This is a genomic window from Pseudomonas sp. BIGb0176 (genome assembly GCF_024810175.1).
GTDB lineage: Bacteria > Pseudomonadota > Gammaproteobacteria > Pseudomonadales > Pseudomonadaceae > Aquipseudomonas > Aquipseudomonas protegens.
This window is the reverse complement of record NZ_JANUEC010000001.1, coordinates 1821726-1840199: the sequence shown is the minus strand read 5'-3', so window position 1 is coordinate 1840199 and position 18474 is coordinate 1821726. Positions and strand designations below refer to the sequence as shown.

Genomic DNA, 18474 nt, shown 5'->3' with positions numbered 1-18474 from the left:
GAATAAAGGGCTAAGCTGGTGCTCTTATTGCTGCCAGGAACCCGCCCGTGGCCATTCCCGCTCCTCTGGCTGCAAGCCTGCCCAAACACGTTTATTCCGTTGGGCGACACCCCCTGAATCTGGATTTTGCGTTGTCACGGATGAACCCGATTGGCCACTGAACCCCTGACCCACCCAACCGCTGCACCCAAGCGCACCCGCGACCTGCTGGCCGGCCTATCCATTGCCGGCCTGTTGTTGCCGGAAGCCGTAGCCTATTCCAGCATCGCCGCCTTGCCGCCCCAGGCCGGGGTCATTGCCCTGTTTGCCGGGTTGCTGTGCTACGGCCTGTTGGGCACCAGCCGCTTTGCCATTGTTTCTGCCACTTCATCGTCGGCCGCAGTGCTGGCGGCGGCCACCCTGTCCCTGGCCGGTGGCGACGCCCAGCTGCGCCTGAGCCTGGCCTTTGCCCTGGTGCTGCTCACTGGGGTGTTCTTCCTCCTGGCCGGGCTGTTCCGCCTGGGCGGCGTGACCGCCTTCATTGCCAAGCCGGTGCTGCGCGGTTTTGCCTTCGGCCTGGCGTTGACCATTGTCCTCAAGCAGTTCGCCACCGTGGTCGGGGTGCACCTGAGCACCGGTAACCTGGTGCGCTTCCTGCCGCAGTTGCTGGAGCAGTGGCCGCAATGGAACTGGGCCGGCGCCGCGGTGGCGGCGGTGGCGCTGCTGGTGCTGGGGATCTGCTCGCGAATTCCCTATGTGCCCGGCGGGCTGGTGGCGGTGGTGATCGGCATTGGCGCCGGCCAGTGGTTCAACCTGCCGGCCCATGGCGTCGACCTGATCGGGGTCATCGAACTCAAGCTGGAGGTGCCGAGCCTGCCGCAACTGCCTTTCGCCGACTGGCTGCGCCTGGGGGAGCTGGCGTTCGCCCTGGTGATGATCCTGTATGCCGAATCCTATGGTTCCATCAGCTCCTTTGCCCTGAAGCATGGCGACCGGGTTTCCTCCAACCGCGACCTGCTGGCCCTGGGCGCTTCCAATCTGCTCTCGGGGCTGTTCCATGGCATGCCCGCCGGGGCCGGCTACTCGGCCACCTCCGCCAATGAAGCGGCCGGGGCGCGCTCGCGCCTGGCAGGGCTGACCGCGGCGGCGGTGATGCTGCTCATCGTGCTGACCGTGCTGCCCTATATCGCCCTGACCCCGGAGCCGGTGCTGGCGGCGATTGTCATGTACGCCCTGGGCCATGGCCTGAGCCTGCAACCCCTGGGGCGCTACTTCATCTGGCGGCGTGACCGGGTGCTGGTGATCTGCGCGGTCAGCGCGGTGCTGGTGCTGGGGGTGCTGGACGGGCTGCTGCTGTCAGTGGGCATCAGCATCCTGTTGCTGCTGCGGCAGATGTCGGCGGCGGATATCCAGATCCTCGGGCAACTGGGCAGCGGCCACGACTTTGTCGATCTCAGCCGTCATCCTCAGGCCCGACAGGTGCCCGGCGTGCTGATCCTGCGGCCGGGGGAGGCGCTGTTCTTCGCCAACGCCGAACGCATCCTTGGCGGCGCCCTGCGCCTGATCCGCCACGTGCAGGCGCCGATCCACAGCATCATCCTCAGCCTGGAGGAGTCCCCGGACCTGGACGGCACCAGCATCGAGGCCCTGGACGAGTTCTTCCGCCAGGTCAGCCTGGAGCACAAGCACCTGGCCCTGGCGCGGCTCAAGCACGAGGCCAAGGACGCCCTGGCACTGCTGCCGTCGAGTCGTGAGTACCAGGTGCTGCTCAGCGGCACCAGCGTCGACGACACGCTGCAGGAGAGCCTGCGGGGCTGGAAGGCCGGGGCTATTTCCCAGGCATAAAAAAACGCCGCGTATCGTGGAATACGCGGCGTTCCTTCTTACAACGCTACAGCCTTAGGCTTGCACCACCGGGATGTTGGCGTTGGCAGCCGCTTCACGGAACTCGGCGATCTGGTCGAAGGACAGGTAGCGGTAGATATCGGCCGCCATGCTGTCGATCTTGCCAGCGTATTCCATGTACTCCTCGACGGTCGGCAGGCGACCCAGGATCGAAGCCACCGACGCCAGCTCGGCCGAAGCCAGGTAGACGTTGGCGCCATCGCCCAGACGGTTCGGGAAGTTACGGGTCGAGGTCGACACCACGGTGCTGTTCGGCTCGACGCGTGCCTGGTTACCCATGCACAGCGAGCAGCCTGGCATTTCCATGCGTGCGCCGGCCTTGCCGTAGATGCCGTAGTAGCCTTCTTCGGTCAGTTGGTGAGCGTCCATCTTGGTCGGCGGCGACAGCCACAGACGGGTTGGCAGCTGGCCCTTGACCTGATCCAGCAGTTTACCGGCAGCGCGGAAGTGACCGATGTTGGTCATGCACGAACCGATGAACACTTCGTCGATCTTCTCGCCAGCAACGCTGGACAGCAGACGGGCGTCGTCCGGGTCGTTCGGCGCGCACAGTACCGGCTCGCTGATGTCGGCCAGGTCGATTTCGATGATTTCGGCGTATTCGGCGTCGGCGTCGGCTTCCATCAACTCAGGGTTGGCGATCCAGGCTTCCATCGCTTGAGCGCGACGTTCCAGGGTACGTGCGTCACCGTAGCCTTCGCCGATCATCCAGCGCAGCAGGGTGATGTTGGACTGCAGGTACTCGGTGATCGACTCTTTCGACAGCTTGATGGTGCAACCGGCAGCCGAACGTTCGGCCGAGGCGTCGGACAGTTCGAACGCCTGCTCCAGGGTCAGGCCTTCCAGGCCTTCGATTTCCAGGATGCGGCCGGAGAAGGCGTTTTTCTTGCCTTTCTTCTCGACGGTCAGCAGGCCGTTCTGGATGGCGAAGTAAGGAATGGCATGGACCAGGTCACGCAGGGTGATGCCAGGTTTCATTTTGCCTTTGAAGCGCACCAGGATCGATTCCGGCATGTCCAGCGGCATGACGCCGGTGGCAGCGGCGAACGCCACCAGGCCGGAGCCGGCCGGGAACGAGATGCCCATCGGGAAACGGGTGTGGGAGTCACCACCGGTACCGACGGTGTCTGGCAGCAGCATGCGGTTCAGCCACGAGTGGATGATGCCGTCGCCCGGACGCAGGGAAACGCCGCCGCGGGTCATGATGAAGTCAGGCAGGGTGTGGTGGGTGGTCACGTCGATCGGCTTCGGATACGCCGCGGTGTGGCAGAAGGACTGCATCACCAGGTCAGCGGAGAAGCCCAGGCACGCCAGGTCTTTCAGTTCGTCACGGGTCATGGGACCGGTGGTGTCCTGGGAGCCCACGGTGGTCATCTTCGGTTCGCAGTAGGTGCCAGGACGAACGCCTTTGCCTTCTGCCAGGCCGCAGGCCTTGCCGACCATCTTCTGCGCCAGGGTGAAGCCCTTAGTGCTTTCAACAGGGGCTTCGGGCTTCTTGAACAGGTCGAACGCAGGCAGGCCCAGTTCGGCGCGAGCCTTCTCGGTCAGGCCACGGCCGATGATCAGCGGGATACGGCCGCCGGCACGGACTTCGTCGAGCAGGACCGGGGTCTTCATTTCGAAGGTGGCCAGGACTTCGTCGGTACCGTGCTTGCAGACTTTGCCTGCGTGCGGGTACAGGTCGATCACATCGCCCATGTTCATCTTCGACACGTCGAATTCGATCGGCAGGGCGCCGGCGTCTTCCATGGTGTTGTAGAAGATCGGAGCGATCTTGCTGCCGAAGCAGAAGCCGCCGGCACGCTTGTTCGGAACATAAGGCACGTCGTCGCCGAAGAACCACAGCACCGAGTTGGTGGCCGATTTACGGGACGAACCGGTGCCGACCACGTCGCCGACGTAGGCGATCGGGAAGCCTTGACCGCGCATTTCTTCGATCTGCTTCATCGGGCCGGTCTTGCCTTGCTCGTCCGGAACGATGCCGTCACGGGCCATTTTCAGCATGGCCAGGGCGTGCAGCGGGATGTCTGGGCGGGACCAGGCATCAGGAGCAGGGGAGAGGTCGTCGGTGTTGGTTTCGCCGGTGACCTTGAACACCCGCAGGCTGATCTTGTCGGCCAGTACCGGGCGATTCTTGAACCACTCGCCGTCGGCCCAGGATTGCAGTACGCCTTGGGCGTGAACGTTGCCGTTCTTGGCTTTTTCCGCGACGTCGTGGAAGGCGTCGAACATCAGCAGGGTGTGCTTGAGTTGAGCGGCGGCCACTGGCGCCAGTTCGGCGTCGTCCAGCAGGTTCACCAGGGTCACGATGTTGTAGCCGCCCTGCATGGTGCCCAGCAGTTCAACGGCGCGCTTCTTGTCGATCAGAGGGGAGGAGGCTTCGCCTTTGGCCAGCGCGGAGAGGAAACCGGCCTTGACGTAGGCGGCTTCGTCGACTCCTGGTGGAACGCGGTTGGTGATCAGGTCAACGAGGAAAGCTTCTTCGCCAGCCGGGGGATTCTTCAGCAGCTCGACCAGGCCTGCAGTTTGTTCGGCGTTAAGCGGCTGGGGAACGATACCCAGTGCTGCACGCTCTTCGATATGTTTGCGGTAGGCTTCAAGCACAGTTATTACCCTCATCAGTGGTCCCAAATGGGTGTCCGGGACGCTCATCCCGAAATTGCCGTACTCATGCGCTGCGTGGCGTTGTGGGCCACTTAGCCAGAATTACCGACAATTCCTTACAGAAGCTGCTTTCAAAGTTTTACGCCTGCAGAACGGGGAGCTGATGAGGGTTGGCGTTGGGTTTTTCCCCGCTGGAAAAACCCCTCGCCAACACCGCTCTGAAGGAACGACTGTGCTCGTGACGCTTTGAAAACAGCTTCAAACGGACATTGGCGCCTAAAAAGGCTGGCTGATTCTACGGTAAAAAAAGCCTCAACGTAAGTTGCTGTATTGAAGTTTGAGGGGTGATCAATCTTAGACAAAGGGCTAACATTGCCCACTGTTTTGCTTTTGCGTGCGTTGTCTATCTATGCCCAATCAGACCATCAAGACCCCCTGCGTCGGCCTCTGTTCCACGGTTTACGGCGATCTGGTTTGCCGTGGCTGCAAGCGTTTCCACCATGAAGTGATCAACTGGAATGGTTACAACGAGGAGGAAAAACGCGCGGTCTGGCTGCGTCTTGAGCACCTGCTGGTGCAGGTGATGGCGGCCAAGCTGGAAGTCTTCGATCCGGTGCGCCTGCGCGAGCAACTGGAGCAGCGCAAGATCCGCTTCGTGCCCCATCAGTCCGAGTATTGCTGGGCCTACCAGCTGATTGCCCGTGGCGCGCGAGTGATCAACCAACTCGATGCCTATGGGATGGTGCTGCTGCCTGAGTTTCGCGACTGGGCCCTGCCGGAGTTGCGCGACGCCATTGATCGGGAATTCTTCCTGCTGTCCGAAGCCCACTACCAGCGCTACATCGCCCCCGGCTTTCTCAAGGATGCCCTCGGCTGAGTGCTTCGCCACGCGAATAACTCCCACGCAAATGCCACTGCAGGAGCTGGCTTGCCAGCGAAGACGGCCGCCAGGGCGGTGCAAGGCTTGCAGGCCTCTTCGCCGGCAAGCCGGCTCCTACGGGGTAAGGTTGATGGGGCTCTGTAGGAGCTGGCTTGCCAGCGAAGGCGTCGTCATGGACGACGCAGATCACGCGATGGCGTTGCGGGGAGCGGGCTCAAGCCTTGGCCGCCAGCTCTTCCAGGTGATCCATGATGTCCGCCGGCTTGAGCACCAGCACGTCGCTGTCCAGGGAGTCGAGCACCACTTCGGCGGTGTTGCCGATCAGTGCCCCGGAAATCCCGGTGCGGGCCACGGTGCCGATGATGGTCAGCACGGCGCCAAGCTTGTGGGCCAGGTGGGGAATCAGCACATCGGCCGGGCCTTCCTCGATATGCAGGTGGGCGTCGTCGATGTCGAACTCGGCCTGGAACGCCTTGCACTGCTCGCGATAGCGCGCCTCGATGGTTTCCTTGAGCTGGAACACCGGGTCGGCGGCCGACAGCATCGGCGACGGATGAGCGCTGATCACATGCAACTGGGCCTTGGCCAGGCTGGCGATATCGAAGCCGTGGTCGACGATACTGGCGTGCAAGGCCCGGTGCTCGCCGTCCATGTTGCCGACGTCGATGGCGGCCATCACCACGCCGCCGACCCAGGGCGTGGCGGTCTTGACCAGCAGCACCGGGGTCGGGCAGTAGCGCAGCAGTTTCCAGTCCGCCGGGGTCAGCAGGGCTTTCTTCAGCGGGGCGTCCGGCAGGTGCTGCTTGATTACCAGGCCGCAGCCCTCGGCCTGCTGCACATCAATGATGGTTTCGTGCAGGCTTTCGTTCCAGGCCTGCTCGGTGGTGACGCTGTAGCCTTCGCCGGTGAGGCTGCTCTTGAGTACGCTCAGCAGCGCCGAATGCTCGTGCTTTCTGTCGCAGACCAGCAGGTGCAGGTGGGCCTGGGTGACCCCGGCAATCAGCTTGGCGCGCTTGAGGGCAAGGCTTTCGCCGGGCGTGGGATCGATGACCACCAGGATACTGCGGATGCTTTGCATGATCGGGATCTCCAGGAAGGGATGAACGGTTAGGGTCTGTTCCCGTTTGGCCCCGCAACGCGGCTCGTCACCAAACGGGAACAGACCCTAGCGTGCACAACTATAGTTGCTGGCGCCCGGGCCGGATGTTGATGCATATCAATCGCGGCCGCTGGTGGTCTGCGGCCCGGCCGGTATAATCGCCGGCCTTTCGCTATGAAGCCTTTTGTCCCGTGAGCCTCATGTTAACGATCACTGATAGTGCTGCCTGCCGCTTTGCGGTGGTGGCTGATTGTTCGGAAATGCGCCGATGAACTTTCCTGAAATTCCCGACTTTCTTGGCTGCCGCACGCCCGACGCCTGGGTCCAGGCGGCCCTGGCCGACCAGGAAACCCTGCTGATCGACCACAAGAACTGCGAGTTCAAGGCCGCCAGCACCGCCCTGAGCCTGATCGCCAAGTACCACGCCCATGTCGACCTGATCAACATGATGTCGCGCCTGGCCCGGGAAGAGCTGGTGCACCATGAGCAGGTCCTGCGCCTGATGAAGAAACGCAAGGTCGAGCTGCGCCAGTTGCATGCCGGGCGCTATGCCTCGGGCCTGCGCAAGGTGGTGCGCAGCCACGAGCCGGTGAAGCTGGTGGACACCCTGGTGGTGGGCGCCTTTATCGAGGCCCGCAGCTGCGAGCGTTTCGAAGCCCTGGTGCCGCACCTGGACGAGGAACTGGGCAAGTTCTACTTCGGCCTGCTCAAAAGCGAGGCCCGGCACTACCAGGGCTACCTGAAGCTGGCCTATCAGTATGGCGACGCCAAGGACATCGCCCAGGTCATCGACCGGGTGCGGGCGGCGGAGCAGGAACTGATCGAGTCGCCGGATCCGGAGTTCCGTTTTCACAGTGGCGTGCCGGCCTGGTGAACGACTGCCCTTGTGTAAAAGCAGGGGCAAATTGTTAAAAACTCTTAAAAGAATGAAATATCGCGCAAAACCGCTGCAAGTCCCGGGTTTTGTGGCTTGCGTTATCCTTTCCTTAACCTCTTGCCCCCTATAATGCGCGCGCACAAATTGTGCGTTCACAGATTGGCAAATATGGAAAACCTGGGTCTTGGCAAGGTGTTGCTGGTGGAAGATGACGAGAAGCTCGCCGGGCTGATCGCGCATTTTCTGTCCCAGCACGGCTTTGAAGTGCTGACGGTCCACCGCGGCGATACCGCCCTGGCGGCATTTCTCGAATTCAAACCGAAACTGGTGGTGCTCGACCTGATGCTGCCCGGCCAGAGCGGCCTGCACGTGTGCCGGGAGATCCGCGCCGTGGCGGACACCCCCATCGTCATCCTCACCGCCAAGGAAGACGACCTGGACCACATTCTCGGCCTGGAATCCGGCGCCGATGACTACGTGATCAAGCCTATAAAACCGGCGGTGCTGCTGGCGCGCCTGCGGGCCCTGCAACGGCGCCAGGTGCCGGAAACCACCACCCTGCGCGGGGCCCTGGCATTCGGCGTGCTGAGCATCGACCGCAACAGCCGCGAGGTGCGCCTGGCGGGCGAGCCGGTGGAACTGACCACCATGGAATTCGAGCTGCTCTGGCTGCTGGCCAGCGCGCCGGGCAAGACCCTGTCCCGGGACGACATCCTCAACCGCATGCGCGGCATCGAGTTCGACGGCCTCAACCGCAGTGTCGACGTCTACATCAGCAAGCTGCGGGGCAAGCTCAAGGACAACCCGCGCGAGCCGGTGTGCATCAAGACCGTGTGGGGCAAGGGCTACCTGTTCAATCCGTTCGCCTGGGAGGTTTGAATGCTGCGTCTGTTTCTGGGGCTCTACCTGTTCCTGGCCCTGGGCTTCGCCGGGGCCATGACCGCGGTGCAACACATCTTCATCAACTACCTGGCCGCCGACCTGATCGAGTCCTACAACCGCGATGCGGTGCGCGGGCCGGCTTACAGCCTGAGCGAACAGTTGCGGCCGTTCGACGAGGCCGGGCGTCAACAGCAGCTGGAGCAGCTCAAGCCGCACTACGGGCTGCTGCTCAAACTGGTGCAGGCCGACGACCTGGACATGAGCGTGCGTGAACAGGCCCTGCTGGATTCCAACCAGTTGGTGGTGCGCGAGGAGTTCACCGAATTCATCGGCAGCATCGACGGCGGCAAGCAACTGTTGAGCATCAAGCTGCCGGAAGACCCGCCCCTGACCCTGCTCTACAACATCGCCGCCTATGCCTTGCTCGGCGCGCTGCTGGCCATCGTCCTGTACTTCTGGGTGCGCCCGCACTGGCGCGACCTGGAGCGCCTGCGCCTGGCCGCCGAACGTTTTGGCGACAACGACCTGGGCACCCGGCTGCACCTGTCGCGGCGTTCCAACATCCGCGACCTGGCCCAGCACTTCAACCGCATGGCGGCGCGCATCGAGGGGCTGATCGCCAATCAGCGCGAGTTGACCAACGCGGTGTCCCACGAACTGCGCACGCCCATCGCCCGGCTGTCCTTCGAGCTGGACCAGTTGCAGCAACAGCCAGATCCGGATGAAAACCGCGAGTTGATCGCCGACATGTATGCCGACCTCGGCGAGCTGGAGGAAATGGTCTCCGAACTCCTCAGCTACGCCAGCCTGGAACATGGCGCGGCCACCATCAACCGGGAAAACATCCAGGCCCAGAGCTGGCTCGACAGCGTGGTCGGCAGCGTGGCCCTGGAGGCCGAGGCGGCCGGGGTGCAACTGCTGATCCGTTCCTGCCAGGTGGAGTACGTGCGCATCGAACCGCGCTTCATGGCCCGGGCAGTGATCAACCTGCTGCGCAACGCCATCCGCTACGCCGACCGCCGGGTCGAGGTGTCCCTGGTGCGCCTGGAGCATGGCTACGAAGTGCGGGTCAACGATGATGGTCCCGGGGTGCCGGTGGATGGCCGGGAGAAGATCTTCGAGCCGTTTTCCCGCCTCGACGCCAGCCGCGACCGGCGTACCGGCGGTTTCGGCCTGGGCCTGGCGCTGGTGCGGCGGGTCTCGCAATGGCACGGCGGCAAGGTCGAAGTGGCGGATTCGGAGTGGGGCGGTGCCTCGTTCCGCATGACCTGGGCCCACCTCGACTGAGGTTCGCGCGCAGCCCTGAACCTGCGCAGCAACGCGGCCCGTGATCACGGGCCGCGCGCTCCCTTTCTTAGAAACTGTACTCAAGTTGAGTGGCGATGCTGGTCTGCATGCGCCGGTCGACGATCGGGCTGTCGCCGGCTTCCTTGCTCAGGTACTTCATCGACAGCAGGGTCGAGACCTTGGTCTGCTCATTGAGGGGCAGGGTCCAGGCCAGGTCGGCGCCGCTGCTGACCCGTCCACCCTTGGCCCGGTAGGCGCCGAAGCGGCTGTGGGCCGCCTGGGTGTCGCTCACCCCGTACCAGGTCTGCATGTAGTCGGCGTTGCCGAACAGGCTGTTGAGGCTGGCATCCAGGCTGCCGAAGCGGCCCTGGTAGAGGTTGCTGCCAATGCTCAGTTCCAGTGCGCTGTAGGCCGAGCCGGTGTCGCGGTTATCGTTCTTCTTCACCGCGTGGGTCAGGGTGGCGCCCAGTTCGAACGGCCCCAGGTCATAGCCCAGGTGCGCGCCGAACTGTGCCCGGGTCTTTATTTCGCCCATGCCCTTGAGGCGCTTGGAACCCTGGCCCAGGTGGTTCTTGTCGCGCCGTGATTCGCTCGGGCCGACCCAGGTACTGAACGACAGGTCGCCCCATTCGTTGCCCCAGCCCAGGCCCTGGTCGGTATTGAGGAACACGCCCCAGGGGCTGATGATCTCACCGCCGAGAATCGGCGCCAGGGCGCGTTCGTCACTGCCGCTGTAGCGCGGCACGCTGGCCACCCCGGCGTGCACGCCGTACTTCCAGTCCTCGGCGTGCAGCGTGCCGCAGACCGAGCTCAGGCCCAGGGTGCCGGCCCACAAGGCGGCGGTGGTGGAGTGTTTCAGGGTTTTCATGAAGGGTCAGAACCTCAGGTGGTTGGCGTTATAGGTGCGTTTGAATGAGTAGCCCAGGACGTTCACGCCGTTGACCTGGCGGCGCACGGTGTCGCCCAGGCCCGGGCCGTTGCCGGCGATCACCGCGTGGGCGTTGTCCACCGGGGCGAGGATGTAGTCGGTGAGGGGACGGCCTTGCTGCAGGCTGCGGATCATCAGGAAGCCGTCCTCCAGGGCGATGTCCATGCCGTTGATGGGCGGTTCGCCGGGAGCGTCGCTCAGAGCCTGGTAGGTGCCGACCGTGGCCAGCCAGTTGTCCGTCAGGGGCACCGGTTCGATCCGTTCTCCCACCGCCAGCAACTGGCCGTGGCTCTTGGCGGTGAACACCCGATGGCCCTGGACCTGCATCACGTCCAGTTGCAGTTGCCCCAGCGGGCCCAGGTCCTGGGGCCAGAGCCCGAGGCGCTTCTTGCGCACCCTTAGCCAGCCCTGTTCGTCCCGCAGCAGTTCGTAGCGCTCGCCGGCCAGCTCGGCGTACAGGCGCTGGTGCTGGTCGCGGATCCGCAGCACACCCCAGCGGGTGGCATAGAAGCCCGCCAGGTGCCGGCGATCCGCCGCTTGCGGAACCCGACGTTGCTGGGCCTGGGGGGCCGTGGCCGGTGGCGGTGGCGGTGGCGGGGCGCCGTGGGCCTGCAGCAGCATGCGCAGTATCTGGGGCACCAGGGGCTGGGCCAGGGCCTCGCCGCTGTCGGAATTGCTCATCACGATCACCGCCAGCTGCTGCTCGGCCAGCACGCTGATCCGGGCATGAAAGCCCTCGCCGAAACCGCTTTGCTGCCAGGTGCGCATATCTGGCCGGACCCATTCCTCGCCGCAGGGCGACAGGAACCAGCCAAGGCCTACCTGGCAGTCGAAATCCAGCGGGTTGCCGGCGTTCTGCGTGCGCACCATTTCGTCGATGGATGCCGCCGAGAGCAGTTGGCGGTCCTGGTACCGGCCCTGGGCGAACAGCATGCGCACATAGCGGCTCAGGTCCCGCGGGCTGCTCCACAGGCCCTGGGCGGAAAGGTCGCGGACCAGGGCATCGCTGCTGACACCGTCTTCATAGCCTCTTGCCCGGTAGGGCTGGGCGCGGCTGTCCCCGACAAAGCTCGACTGGCTCATGCCCAGTGGGCGCAGCAGGCTCTTCTGCAACTGCTGTTCGAAATCCACGCCGCTGCTGCGCTCCACCGCTGCCCCGAGCAGGGCATAACCGAGGTTGGAGTAGGCGGTCTGGGTTCCCGGAGCGTTGCTCAGCCACAGCCCGCTGAGCTTTCCCGGCAGTTCGTCGAGGGCGTTGGGGGTGCGTGCGTCGCGCAGGTATTCGCTGGGAATGCCGCCCTGGTGGCTGAGCAGGCGGCGCAGAGTCACGGCCCGGTCGGCGGCGTTCTGGTCCTCGTGGAAGCGCGAGCGGACGTAGAACTCCCTGAGGGTGTCCTGCAGCGGCGCGTCCAGTTGCAGGCGCCCTTGTTCCACCAGTTGCATCACCGCCGTGGCAGTCAGCAATTGCGACAGGGCACCGGCGCGAAACGCGGTATTTTCGGTCACTTGCAGGCCCCGGGCCTGGTCGGCGAAGCCAAAGCCCCGGGCCCAGATCAGTTGCTGGCCGTCCACCAGGGCGATGGATAGCCCGGGCACCTGATGTTCGGCCATCTGTTGCGGGATGTACTGCTTCAGGTAGCCGATGATGCTGGCGTAATCGCCGGGCGCGATGGGCGGCGGCGCCGGAGGCTGGCCGTTGCAGCCGAGGTTGCTCAAGAGCAGGCCCACCAGCGGCAGGCCGAGAAGTTTGCGGGACATGCAGCACCCGAGGGCCAATTGGATCAGCGGATGCTAGGGAAGGGGGGCGTGGCAGTCTTTGACAGCTTTGTCGGGAAACTGTCAAAGACTGTTAAGCCCCGGTTGCGCTCAGGCCTCCAGCCCCAGGCGCTGGTGCCACTGGGCAATCGATTCCTCGGGGTATTCGGCGAACTGCAGGTCGTGCGCCCCGGCATCGACCTCGACCCAGGGCGCCCTGGAGTCGAGCATCAGGTGGGTGTGCTGCGGCGGCACCGGCAACGGGGTGTCGATGGCCGAGGCAAAAGGATGGATCAGCTCCGGCCATTGCGGGCTGAACAGCCACAGCCCGGAGCCGCAGCGCCCGCAGAAGTGCCGTTCGGCGCTGCTGCTGTGGGCCCGGGCGGCACCGGCGGGCTTGAGCCGGGCATGGTAGATGACGATGTGCTTGCGCCCACGTACCTTGAGGCTGGCCGCATCGCCCCCCAGGTTGATGGCGTAGCCGCCACCGCCCTGGGTCTTGCGGCAGATCGAGCAGTAGCAGCGCTGGTAGGGATAGGGATGGCGGCTGGACAGGCTGAAGTGCACGGCGCCGCAATGGCAGGAGCCCTGGAGTTGCATGGGGTACCTCCACGAATCAACGGGTGGATTGCACAGGCTAGCCGCTGTGCGAGCAGCTGTCGTGGCGCGGTGCTGATGAAATTTTCACATGTGGCCGGCTAAGCTGCGCGCCTCTTTGGGGAGTAACCTGCCACCGCGCCCTGCGGTGGCGCCCGTATCAACATTCTCGGCAACCTGCCGTGGTACGGGCACCGTTTCGGTTGGTGAGACCATCGACATACCTGCGCTGAAGTCGGGCGCGTGGGCATGTCGTGGACTCAAGCCCGACCGGAAGACTCAACGTGAACCCAGCCTCGATCATCTTTCTCGCCTTCGCCATGTCCACCGATGCCTTCGCCGCCGCGGTGGGCAAGGGTTCGGCCATGCTCAAGCCGCGCCTGCTGGAAGCTTTGCGCATCGGCCTGATCTTCGGCGTCATTGAAGCCATCACCCCGGTGGTGGGCTGGTTCATCGGCCAGGCCGCGACTCAATGGGTGGCCAACTGGGACCACTGGATCGCCTTCAGCCTGCTGCTGTTGCTGGGCCTGCACATGATCTACAACGGCACCCGCCAGCAGGCTGAGGCCGAGGAAGAAAAACCGCGCCAGCACGGCTTCTGGCTGCTGGCGGTGACCGGCCTGGCCACCAGCATCGATGCCCTGGCGGTGGGGGTGGGGCTGGCGTTCGTCAACGTCAACATCTGGGTCGCGGCCAGCGCCATCGGCCTGGCCACCATGACCATGGTCACCCTGGGAGTGATGCTGGGCCGCGCCATTGGCACGGTGATGGGCCAGCGCGCCGAAGTGCTGGGCGGGGTGGTGCTGATCATCGTCGGCTCGGGAATTCTCTACGAGCACCTGTCGGCTGTGGCTTGACTTCAGTATCGGCGGCGGGGCGGTTCTGCGGGCAATGCGGCCGCGCCTCGGGCCGAGGCGCGGAGCGCTCTGGCGTTACAGCGCCAGGCTGTGGATCACCTGGGTGGCGTCATCGGGGTCGATGGCGCTGCGCATGCCCAGCTGTTTTGCCAGGCGGCGCATGCTGTAGTTGGCGGCGGAATCCACCGAGTACATCTGCTGGAAACCGTTGTTGCGGGCTTCGTCGATCAGGTGTTGCATCAATAGCGCGCCGAGGCCCTTGCCTTGCCACTCATCGGCGATGGTCACGGCGAACTCGCAATGCAAGGGCTGCTCGTCGACCTGGGCGTAGCGGCTGATCCCCACTTCCCGCAGTTCGCCGTTGTCGTGGACCAGGGCCACATAAGCCACCCGCTGCGGCGTGCCGACATCCATCAGTTGATTGAGCAGTTGCTCGCCCACTTCCTTGATCTCACCGAGAAAGCGCTGGTGCCGGGTGGCCGGGGAGAGGTTTTCGATAAAGGCCTTTTCCCGCTCCCGGTCCTGGGGCCGCAGCGGGCGGATCAGCACATGGCTGCCATCGTTCAGGGCGTCGATCCAGTATTGGCCTTGCTGCGCCGGGAACGGCGGGTGGGCGAGGGTATCGAGAGCGGTGCTGGGCATGGTCAAGTCTCCGCGGAGCCAAAGGGCGGGCTGCGCACGCAGCCCTGATTGGCTTCAGGTTTACTCCGCTGGCGAGGCGGGCACTTGATCGGCATCAATGTCTCTGCTTGCGCTGCCGGCCAGGGCGATCACCGGTCACGAGCCGTTCAAGCCGCCACCGCTGCTGGCGTACAGGCATTTGGCTATTAATGCTAGCGCCTAATGTTCTTTTTCCTGGCGCGTTGCCGTGAGAGCGCTGATCTACGCTCTCGAACAGCCAAGGGAGGAGTCAGGATATGGAGCATCAACAAGACAAGAATCGTTTGCAGCGGCAGGTTTCCTACATTGCTATCAGTGTTGGTCTGGCGCTTCTGGGCGGCGTTTCGAACGCCGCCCCGGTGTCGATAACCGTATCGCCCGAGGTACCCGCCGATATACCCGGGGGGGCATCCCAGGCAACGTTGGCACAGGCTGCGGCCTTCGCCTGGCAGGAGTTCATCGCTCTCAACTGGCCGGCCCTGGGCGGGCAGCGCGATGTGCCCGATATTCGCCAGCCTTTCGGCAGCCAGGGCGTGCCTCTGGTGTGGCATACGTACCGAAGCAAGGTTGAGATCTTTCCGGGCAAGGGCAGTGCCAACGTCGGCCCCCCGGGCTACAAGCCTGATGGCGCTCCCAGTTATGGTTATGGCACTGCGCCAACCTATGACTACAGTTTTACCGTGCCTGCCTGCTCTGGCCAGATCGCACCCAAACTGCCGGCCTGGATCAACCTCGACGAAAGCACCCAGATCGGCCTCGACCAGATGTATGCCGGTGTTGTTCCGGCGACTCCCACCGGAGGCAATTCCAACCCCCAGCTGGTGCGCTTCCTGGCCAAGGCCAATCAGGTGCAATACACCTACGTCGCCGCCAACCAGTTCTGGTACGCCAACCCCGCGCTGGCACAAGCCGCGCGGAACTTCTTCAACGCGGTCAAGCAGACACCTCCGACTTTCCCCAGCGCGCCGCGGGTCAACTTTCCCAACGGCACCATTGAGGTCAAGTCCGCCTGGCGCCAGCTGGGCCCCGGCGAGGACCCCTCGCGATTCCACAGGCAGACGGTGCGCTTCTATGAGCAACCACCGGGCAAGGGCACCTGCTATTTCGAGGCGCAATGGGCGATGGTGGCGTTGCACATCATCCAGAAGACCCCCACGGCCCCGAGTTTTATCTACGCGACCTTCGAACAGGCCGACAACATCCTGCTGCCCAGTGGCAAGCCGCTTGAGGATGAGAACGGCCGCATCATCAATCCAGCGCCGGGCCCTATGCCCACCAATCCCGGCCTGAGTTACCAGGACGACCCCAACAACCCTCAAGTCAAGGCCCAGGGGGCCTTCTGCAAGCCCGGCAAGCAACTGTATCTGCGCGAGATTGCCAAAGGCGGTACTCCGGCGGGCGGCCCGATCTGCATCAACCAGCGCTATGAGCCGATTGCGGCTGACGTGATTCAGGTCAATCAGGCGGCGCATCAGGCTATCCAGAGCTATAGCCAGGCCAAGAATGTCAAGAATTCGCCCTGGCAGTACTACAAGCTGGTCTCGGTCCAGGCCCAGCCGTTCGACACCACGCAGCTATCGAAAACCGATCCCAGCCACTCTGCCGCGGTGTACTACCAGGCCAATATCATGGTTGAAACGGACTATACCCTGCAGCAATTCAGGGGCCGGATTGCTGCTAACGGTGCTCCGACTTCCTTCCAGGCCGCAGGTGCGCCACCCCCTCCGAACGTGTTCGCCCAATCCGCCGGTTCCGCCGCTGTGCATGGGGTGAACATGGGAGGCTGCATGGGTTGCCATGGCAATGCCCAGGTGGCCGGCTTCGATTTCAGTTTCATCCTCAAAGGCGGCAACGTTCGGGCTCCCGAGACGGCAGGGGCTGAGTCGGCGGCAGCGGCCAGCCAGCGTTATCTGCAATTGTTCACCCCATCTAGCACAGGGAAATAGTCATGGCACTCAACACCTTCAAGGATGTACAGAACCTGCTCGATGCCTTCGTTGCGCAGAACAACCTGCCGATCTCCGGAGCGCCTCACGGGGCCTTCTGGCAGACCTCCTACCAGTCGTTCGTGACCGGTAATGTGCCGGGTATCCAAAACCCGGAAACAGGGCAGGCGGTACCTATCCTGGTCAAAGGCGATGGCGCGCATTCCAACCTGATTTATGCCCTGAGCGGTACCCCGGGCACCCCCTGGGGGCCGGATGGGGATTTTGGCCAGATGCCCCCCGGCGGCCCCTTTCTGCCTCAGGCCCAGATCGACGAACTGAGTGCCTGGATCAGCCAGGGTTGCCCGCAATAGAAGGTTCCTGGCTGGCCGGCATCAGCGTCGCGATCAGCGCCCGCACGCTGCCGGGCAGGGCCTCCAGTTCGCGGACGATGATGCTGCGTTCGCGCACGGCCCAGCTTTCATCCAGCATCACCGTCACCAGCTGCATGGTGCGGCTGTGCCGCAAGGCCGCGGACTCGGGAATGATGCCGATGCCGACCCCGGCTTCCACCATGCGGCAGATCGCTTCGAAGCTCGACACCTGGATGCGCAGCGAGAGTTGCTTGCCCAGGCGCTCCACATGCTCGCGCAGGAAGGTCAAGAGGGTGCTGCCTTCATGCAGGCCGATGTGCTGGTAGGCCAGGGTCTGTTCCAGGGTCACCGAAGCCTGCCCCGACAGCGGGTGGCCCACGGGCACCATCAGCACCAGGTGGTCGGTGCTGAAGTGCAGCACCTGCAGGCCGCTGGCTTCCACCGGGCCGGCGATGATGCCCATGTCGCTGGTGCCGTCCAGCACACCGCGAACGATGTCCCGGGACAGGCGCTCCTGCAGGTCCACCGTGACTCCCGGGCGTACCGAGAGAAATTTCGCCAGCACTTCCGGCAAGAATTCGGTGACCGCCGTGGTGTTGGCGAAGATGCGGATGTGCCCGGAGGAATCACCGCCGTACTGGGTGAATTCGCTTTTCAGGTAATCCACCTGGCGCATGATCAGCCGCGCGTGCTGCAGCAGCCGCTCGCCGGCGGGGGTGACTTCCACGCCGCGGCTGTCGCGGTACAGCAGGCGGGTTTCGAGCTGGCTTTCCAGGGCCTTGATCCGCGCGCTGGCGGCCGCTGGCGAGAGGAAGGCGCGGCGCGCGCCCTGGGTCAGGCTGGGGGATTCGGCAATATGGATAAACAGGCGCAGGTCCGCCAGATCGAAATGCATGTCCGGGCTCCTGAAGGCAGGGGTAGGGGCGAATGGCGTTCAGCATAAACGAACGCCGGTTTATAGAAATGCAAATTCTCCATACGCGCCAGCCCCTTGCATGATGGCCGCCATCACCTTCGTGCCACAGGACCCTGCCACCATGAGTGCCACCGACCCCAGCGCCTGGATCGGCCGCAGCCAGCGGATCGACGACCACCTCAGCCATAACCTGCTGGCCCGCATCGCCGCCACGTTCGGCCAGCCCGCCCCGGCCCCGGGCGAGGCCCTGCCGCCGTTGTGGCACTGGTGTTTCTTCCAGCAGCCACAGCCGGCCTCGGCCCTGGGCGGCGACGGGCACCCGGCGCGGGGCGGTTTCCTGCCGCCGGCGGCCAACCGCAACCGCATGTGGGCCGGTGGCCGCCTGGCGTTTCACCGGCCGCTGCGGGCCGGCGCAGAGGCCAGTTGCACCAGTACCATCCTCCAGGTCGAGGAAAAGGCCGGGCGCACCGGCAAGCTGCTGTTCGTCACCCTGTGCCACGAATATTTTCAGGACGGCCAACTGGCGCTGCGCGAAGAACAGGACATCGTCTACCGCGAAGCGTCCCCGCCGAAAATGAGCAGTGGCGAGCTGCTGCCCGAAGGCGACTGGCGCGAGCCGGTGGAGCCCACGCCGACCCTGCTGTTTCGCTACAGCGCGGTGACCTTCAACGGCCATCGCATCCACTACGACTATCCCTACGTCACCGCCACCGAGGGCTACCCGGGGCTGGTGGTGCACGGCCCGCTGATCGCCACCCTGAGCCTGGGGGCCTTCTGCCGGGCCCACCCCGAGGCGCGCCTGCGCCATTTCGCCTACCGCGGCCTGCGGCCCTTGATTGCCCCGCAGCCTTTCGAGGTCGGCGGGCGCATCAGCGCCCCTGGCCACGCCGAACTGTGGGCCGGCGACGGCTCCGGGCTGGCCCAGCGCGGCGAAGTGCAGTTCGACTGA

At 64.3% G+C, this 18474-nt stretch carries 16 protein-coding genes and 1 riboswitch; of the genes, 9 read left to right on the top strand and 7 right to left on the bottom strand.

Features of this window, described 5'->3' with window-relative positions:
• The first annotated feature begins 150 nt into the window (after positions 1–150).
• On the top strand, positions 151–1824 hold the full coding sequence (locus M2395_RS07770) for a SulP family inorganic anion transporter (RefSeq protein WP_019094304.1): 1674 nt from the start codon (positions 151–153) through the stop codon (positions 1822–1824).
• A gap of 54 nt (positions 1825–1878) precedes the next feature.
• On the opposite strand, the gene acnB is transcribed toward M2395_RS07770, so the two are convergent.
• Complete coding sequence (gene acnB / locus M2395_RS07765) at positions 1879–4488, bottom strand: bifunctional aconitate hydratase 2/2-methylisocitrate dehydratase (RefSeq protein WP_019094305.1); 2610 nt, start codon at positions 4486–4488, stop codon at positions 1879–1881.
• A gap of 409 nt (positions 4489–4897) precedes the next feature.
• Here acnB and M2395_RS07760 point away from each other — a divergent pair, with 409 nt between their 5' ends.
• The gene (locus M2395_RS07760) at positions 4898–5365 is read left to right on the top strand and encodes a DUF1289 domain-containing protein (RefSeq protein WP_011060930.1); all 468 of its coding nucleotides are present in this window, start codon (positions 4898–4900) and stop codon (positions 5363–5365) included.
• A 217-nt stretch (positions 5366–5582) separates the two neighbouring features.
• Here M2395_RS07760 and M2395_RS07755 read toward each other — a convergent pair whose 3' ends face one another.
• On the bottom strand, positions 5583–6446 hold the full coding sequence (locus M2395_RS07755) for a universal stress protein (protein WP_011060931.1): 864 nt from the start codon (positions 6444–6446) through the stop codon (positions 5583–5585).
• Between the two features lie 289 nt (positions 6447–6735).
• Between M2395_RS07755 and M2395_RS07750 the strand changes: the two genes are divergently transcribed.
• From M2395_RS07750 to M2395_RS07740, 3 genes are all read left to right on the top strand, one after another.
• Positions 6736–7341 (top strand): tRNA-(ms[2]io[6]A)-hydroxylase, encoded by a 606-nt coding sequence (locus M2395_RS07750; RefSeq protein WP_011060932.1) that lies wholly within the window; start codon positions 6736–6738, stop codon positions 7339–7341.
• A gap of 171 nt (positions 7342–7512) precedes the next feature.
• Positions 7513–8223 carry a winged helix-turn-helix domain-containing protein gene (locus M2395_RS07745; protein ID WP_011060933.1) on the top strand — a complete coding sequence of 237 codons (711 nt, stop codon included), beginning with the start codon at positions 7513–7515 and terminating at the stop codon, positions 8221–8223.
• A complete protein-coding gene (locus M2395_RS07740; protein ID WP_015635345.1) occupies positions 8224–9513 on the top strand; it encodes an ATP-binding protein in 1290 nt (429 codons plus the stop codon).
• 67 nt (positions 9514–9580) lie between these two features.
• On the opposite strand, the gene M2395_RS07735 is transcribed toward M2395_RS07740, so the two are convergent.
• The 3 genes from M2395_RS07735 to M2395_RS07725 all read right to left on the bottom strand — a co-directional run bounded on the left by M2395_RS07735 (position 9581) and on the right by M2395_RS07725 (position 12796).
• Positions 9581–10381, bottom strand: a complete 801-nt coding sequence (locus M2395_RS07735; RefSeq protein WP_011060935.1) for a MipA/OmpV family protein — start codon at positions 10379–10381, stop codon at positions 9581–9583.
• 6 nt (positions 10382–10387) lie between these two features.
• The gene (locus M2395_RS07730; RefSeq protein ID WP_123430917.1) at positions 10388–12199 is read right to left on the bottom strand and encodes a serine hydrolase; all 1812 of its coding nucleotides are present in this window, start codon (positions 12197–12199) and stop codon (positions 10388–10390) included.
• Between the two features lie 108 nt (positions 12200–12307).
• Complete coding sequence (locus tag M2395_RS07725) at positions 12308–12796, bottom strand: GFA family protein (protein WP_011060937.1); 489 nt, start codon at positions 12794–12796, stop codon at positions 12308–12310.
• Positions 12797–12906: 110 nt separating this feature from the next.
• Positions 12907–13072, top strand: a riboswitch (yybP-ykoY riboswitch).
• Positions 13073–13077: 5 nt separating this feature from the next.
• Here M2395_RS07725 and mntP point away from each other — a divergent pair.
• Complete coding sequence (gene mntP, locus M2395_RS07720) at positions 13078–13650, top strand: manganese efflux pump MntP (protein ID WP_019093782.1); 573 nt, start codon at positions 13078–13080, stop codon at positions 13648–13650.
• 75 nt (positions 13651–13725) lie between these two features.
• On the opposite strand, the gene M2395_RS07715 is transcribed toward mntP, so the two are convergent.
• Positions 13726–14292 (bottom strand): GNAT family N-acetyltransferase, encoded by a 567-nt coding sequence (locus M2395_RS07715; protein WP_015635348.1) that lies wholly within the window; start codon positions 14290–14292, stop codon positions 13726–13728.
• Positions 14293–14567: 275 nt separating this feature from the next.
• On the opposite strand from M2395_RS07715, the gene M2395_RS07710 reads away from it, so the two are divergent.
• Positions 14568–16256 carry a hypothetical protein gene (locus tag M2395_RS07710; RefSeq protein WP_015635349.1) on the top strand — a complete coding sequence of 563 codons (1689 nt, stop codon included), beginning with the start codon at positions 14568–14570 and terminating at the stop codon, positions 16254–16256.
• Positions 16257–16258: 2 nt separating this feature from the next.
• The gene (locus tag M2395_RS07705) at positions 16259–16609 is read left to right on the top strand and encodes a hypothetical protein (protein WP_011060941.1); all 351 of its coding nucleotides are present in this window, start codon (positions 16259–16261) and stop codon (positions 16607–16609) included.
• Here M2395_RS07705 and M2395_RS07700 read toward each other — a convergent pair.
• Complete coding sequence (locus M2395_RS07700; RefSeq protein ID WP_015635350.1) at positions 16587–17504, bottom strand: LysR family transcriptional regulator; 918 nt, start codon at positions 17502–17504, stop codon at positions 16587–16589. The two genes, M2395_RS07705 and M2395_RS07700, sit on opposite strands and share 23 nt — an antisense overlap.
• A gap of 142 nt (positions 17505–17646) precedes the next feature.
• Between M2395_RS07700 and M2395_RS07695 the strand changes: the two genes are divergently transcribed.
• Entirely contained in the window at positions 17647–18474 is an 828-nt protein-coding gene (locus M2395_RS07695) for a MaoC family dehydratase N-terminal domain-containing protein (protein ID WP_041752747.1), read from the top strand.

Excerpts from the sequence above, each read along its gene's own strand:
- M2395_RS07760 (WP_011060930.1), top strand. The coding sequence starts at position 4,898 with ATGCCCAATCAGACCATCAAGACCCCCTGCGTCGGCCTCTGTTCCACG.
- M2395_RS07755 (WP_011060931.1), bottom strand. The coding sequence starts at position 6,446 with ATGCAAAGCATCCGCAGTATCCTGGTGGTCATCGATCCCACGCCCGGC.
- M2395_RS07750 (WP_011060932.1), top strand. The coding sequence starts at position 6,736 with ATGAACTTTCCTGAAATTCCCGACTTTCTTGGCTGCCGCACGCCCGAC.
- M2395_RS07745 (WP_011060933.1), top strand. The coding sequence starts at position 7,513 with ATGGAAAACCTGGGTCTTGGCAAGGTGTTGCTGGTGGAAGATGACGAG.
- M2395_RS07740 (WP_015635345.1), top strand. The coding sequence starts at position 8,224 with ATGCTGCGTCTGTTTCTGGGGCTCTACCTGTTCCTGGCCCTGGGCTTC.
- M2395_RS07735 (WP_011060935.1), bottom strand. The coding sequence starts at position 10,381 with ATGAAAACCCTGAAACACTCCACCACCGCCGCCTTGTGGGCCGGCACC.
- M2395_RS07730 (WP_123430917.1), bottom strand. The coding sequence starts at position 12,199 with ATGTCCCGCAAACTTCTCGGCCTGCCGCTGGTGGGCCTGCTCTTGAGC.
- M2395_RS07725 (WP_011060937.1), bottom strand. The coding sequence starts at position 12,796 with ATGCAACTCCAGGGCTCCTGCCATTGCGGCGCCGTGCACTTCAGCCTG.
- M2395_RS07715 (WP_015635348.1), bottom strand. The coding sequence starts at position 14,292 with ATGCCCAGCACCGCTCTCGATACCCTCGCCCACCCGCCGTTCCCGGCG.
- M2395_RS07710 (WP_015635349.1), top strand. The coding sequence starts at position 14,568 with ATGGAGCATCAACAAGACAAGAATCGTTTGCAGCGGCAGGTTTCCTAC.
- M2395_RS07705 (WP_011060941.1), top strand. The coding sequence starts at position 16,259 with ATGGCACTCAACACCTTCAAGGATGTACAGAACCTGCTCGATGCCTTC.
- M2395_RS07700 (WP_015635350.1), bottom strand. The coding sequence starts at position 17,504 with ATGCATTTCGATCTGGCGGACCTGCGCCTGTTTATCCATATTGCCGAA.
- M2395_RS07695 (WP_041752747.1), top strand. The coding sequence starts at position 17,647 with ATGAGTGCCACCGACCCCAGCGCCTGGATCGGCCGCAGCCAGCGGATC.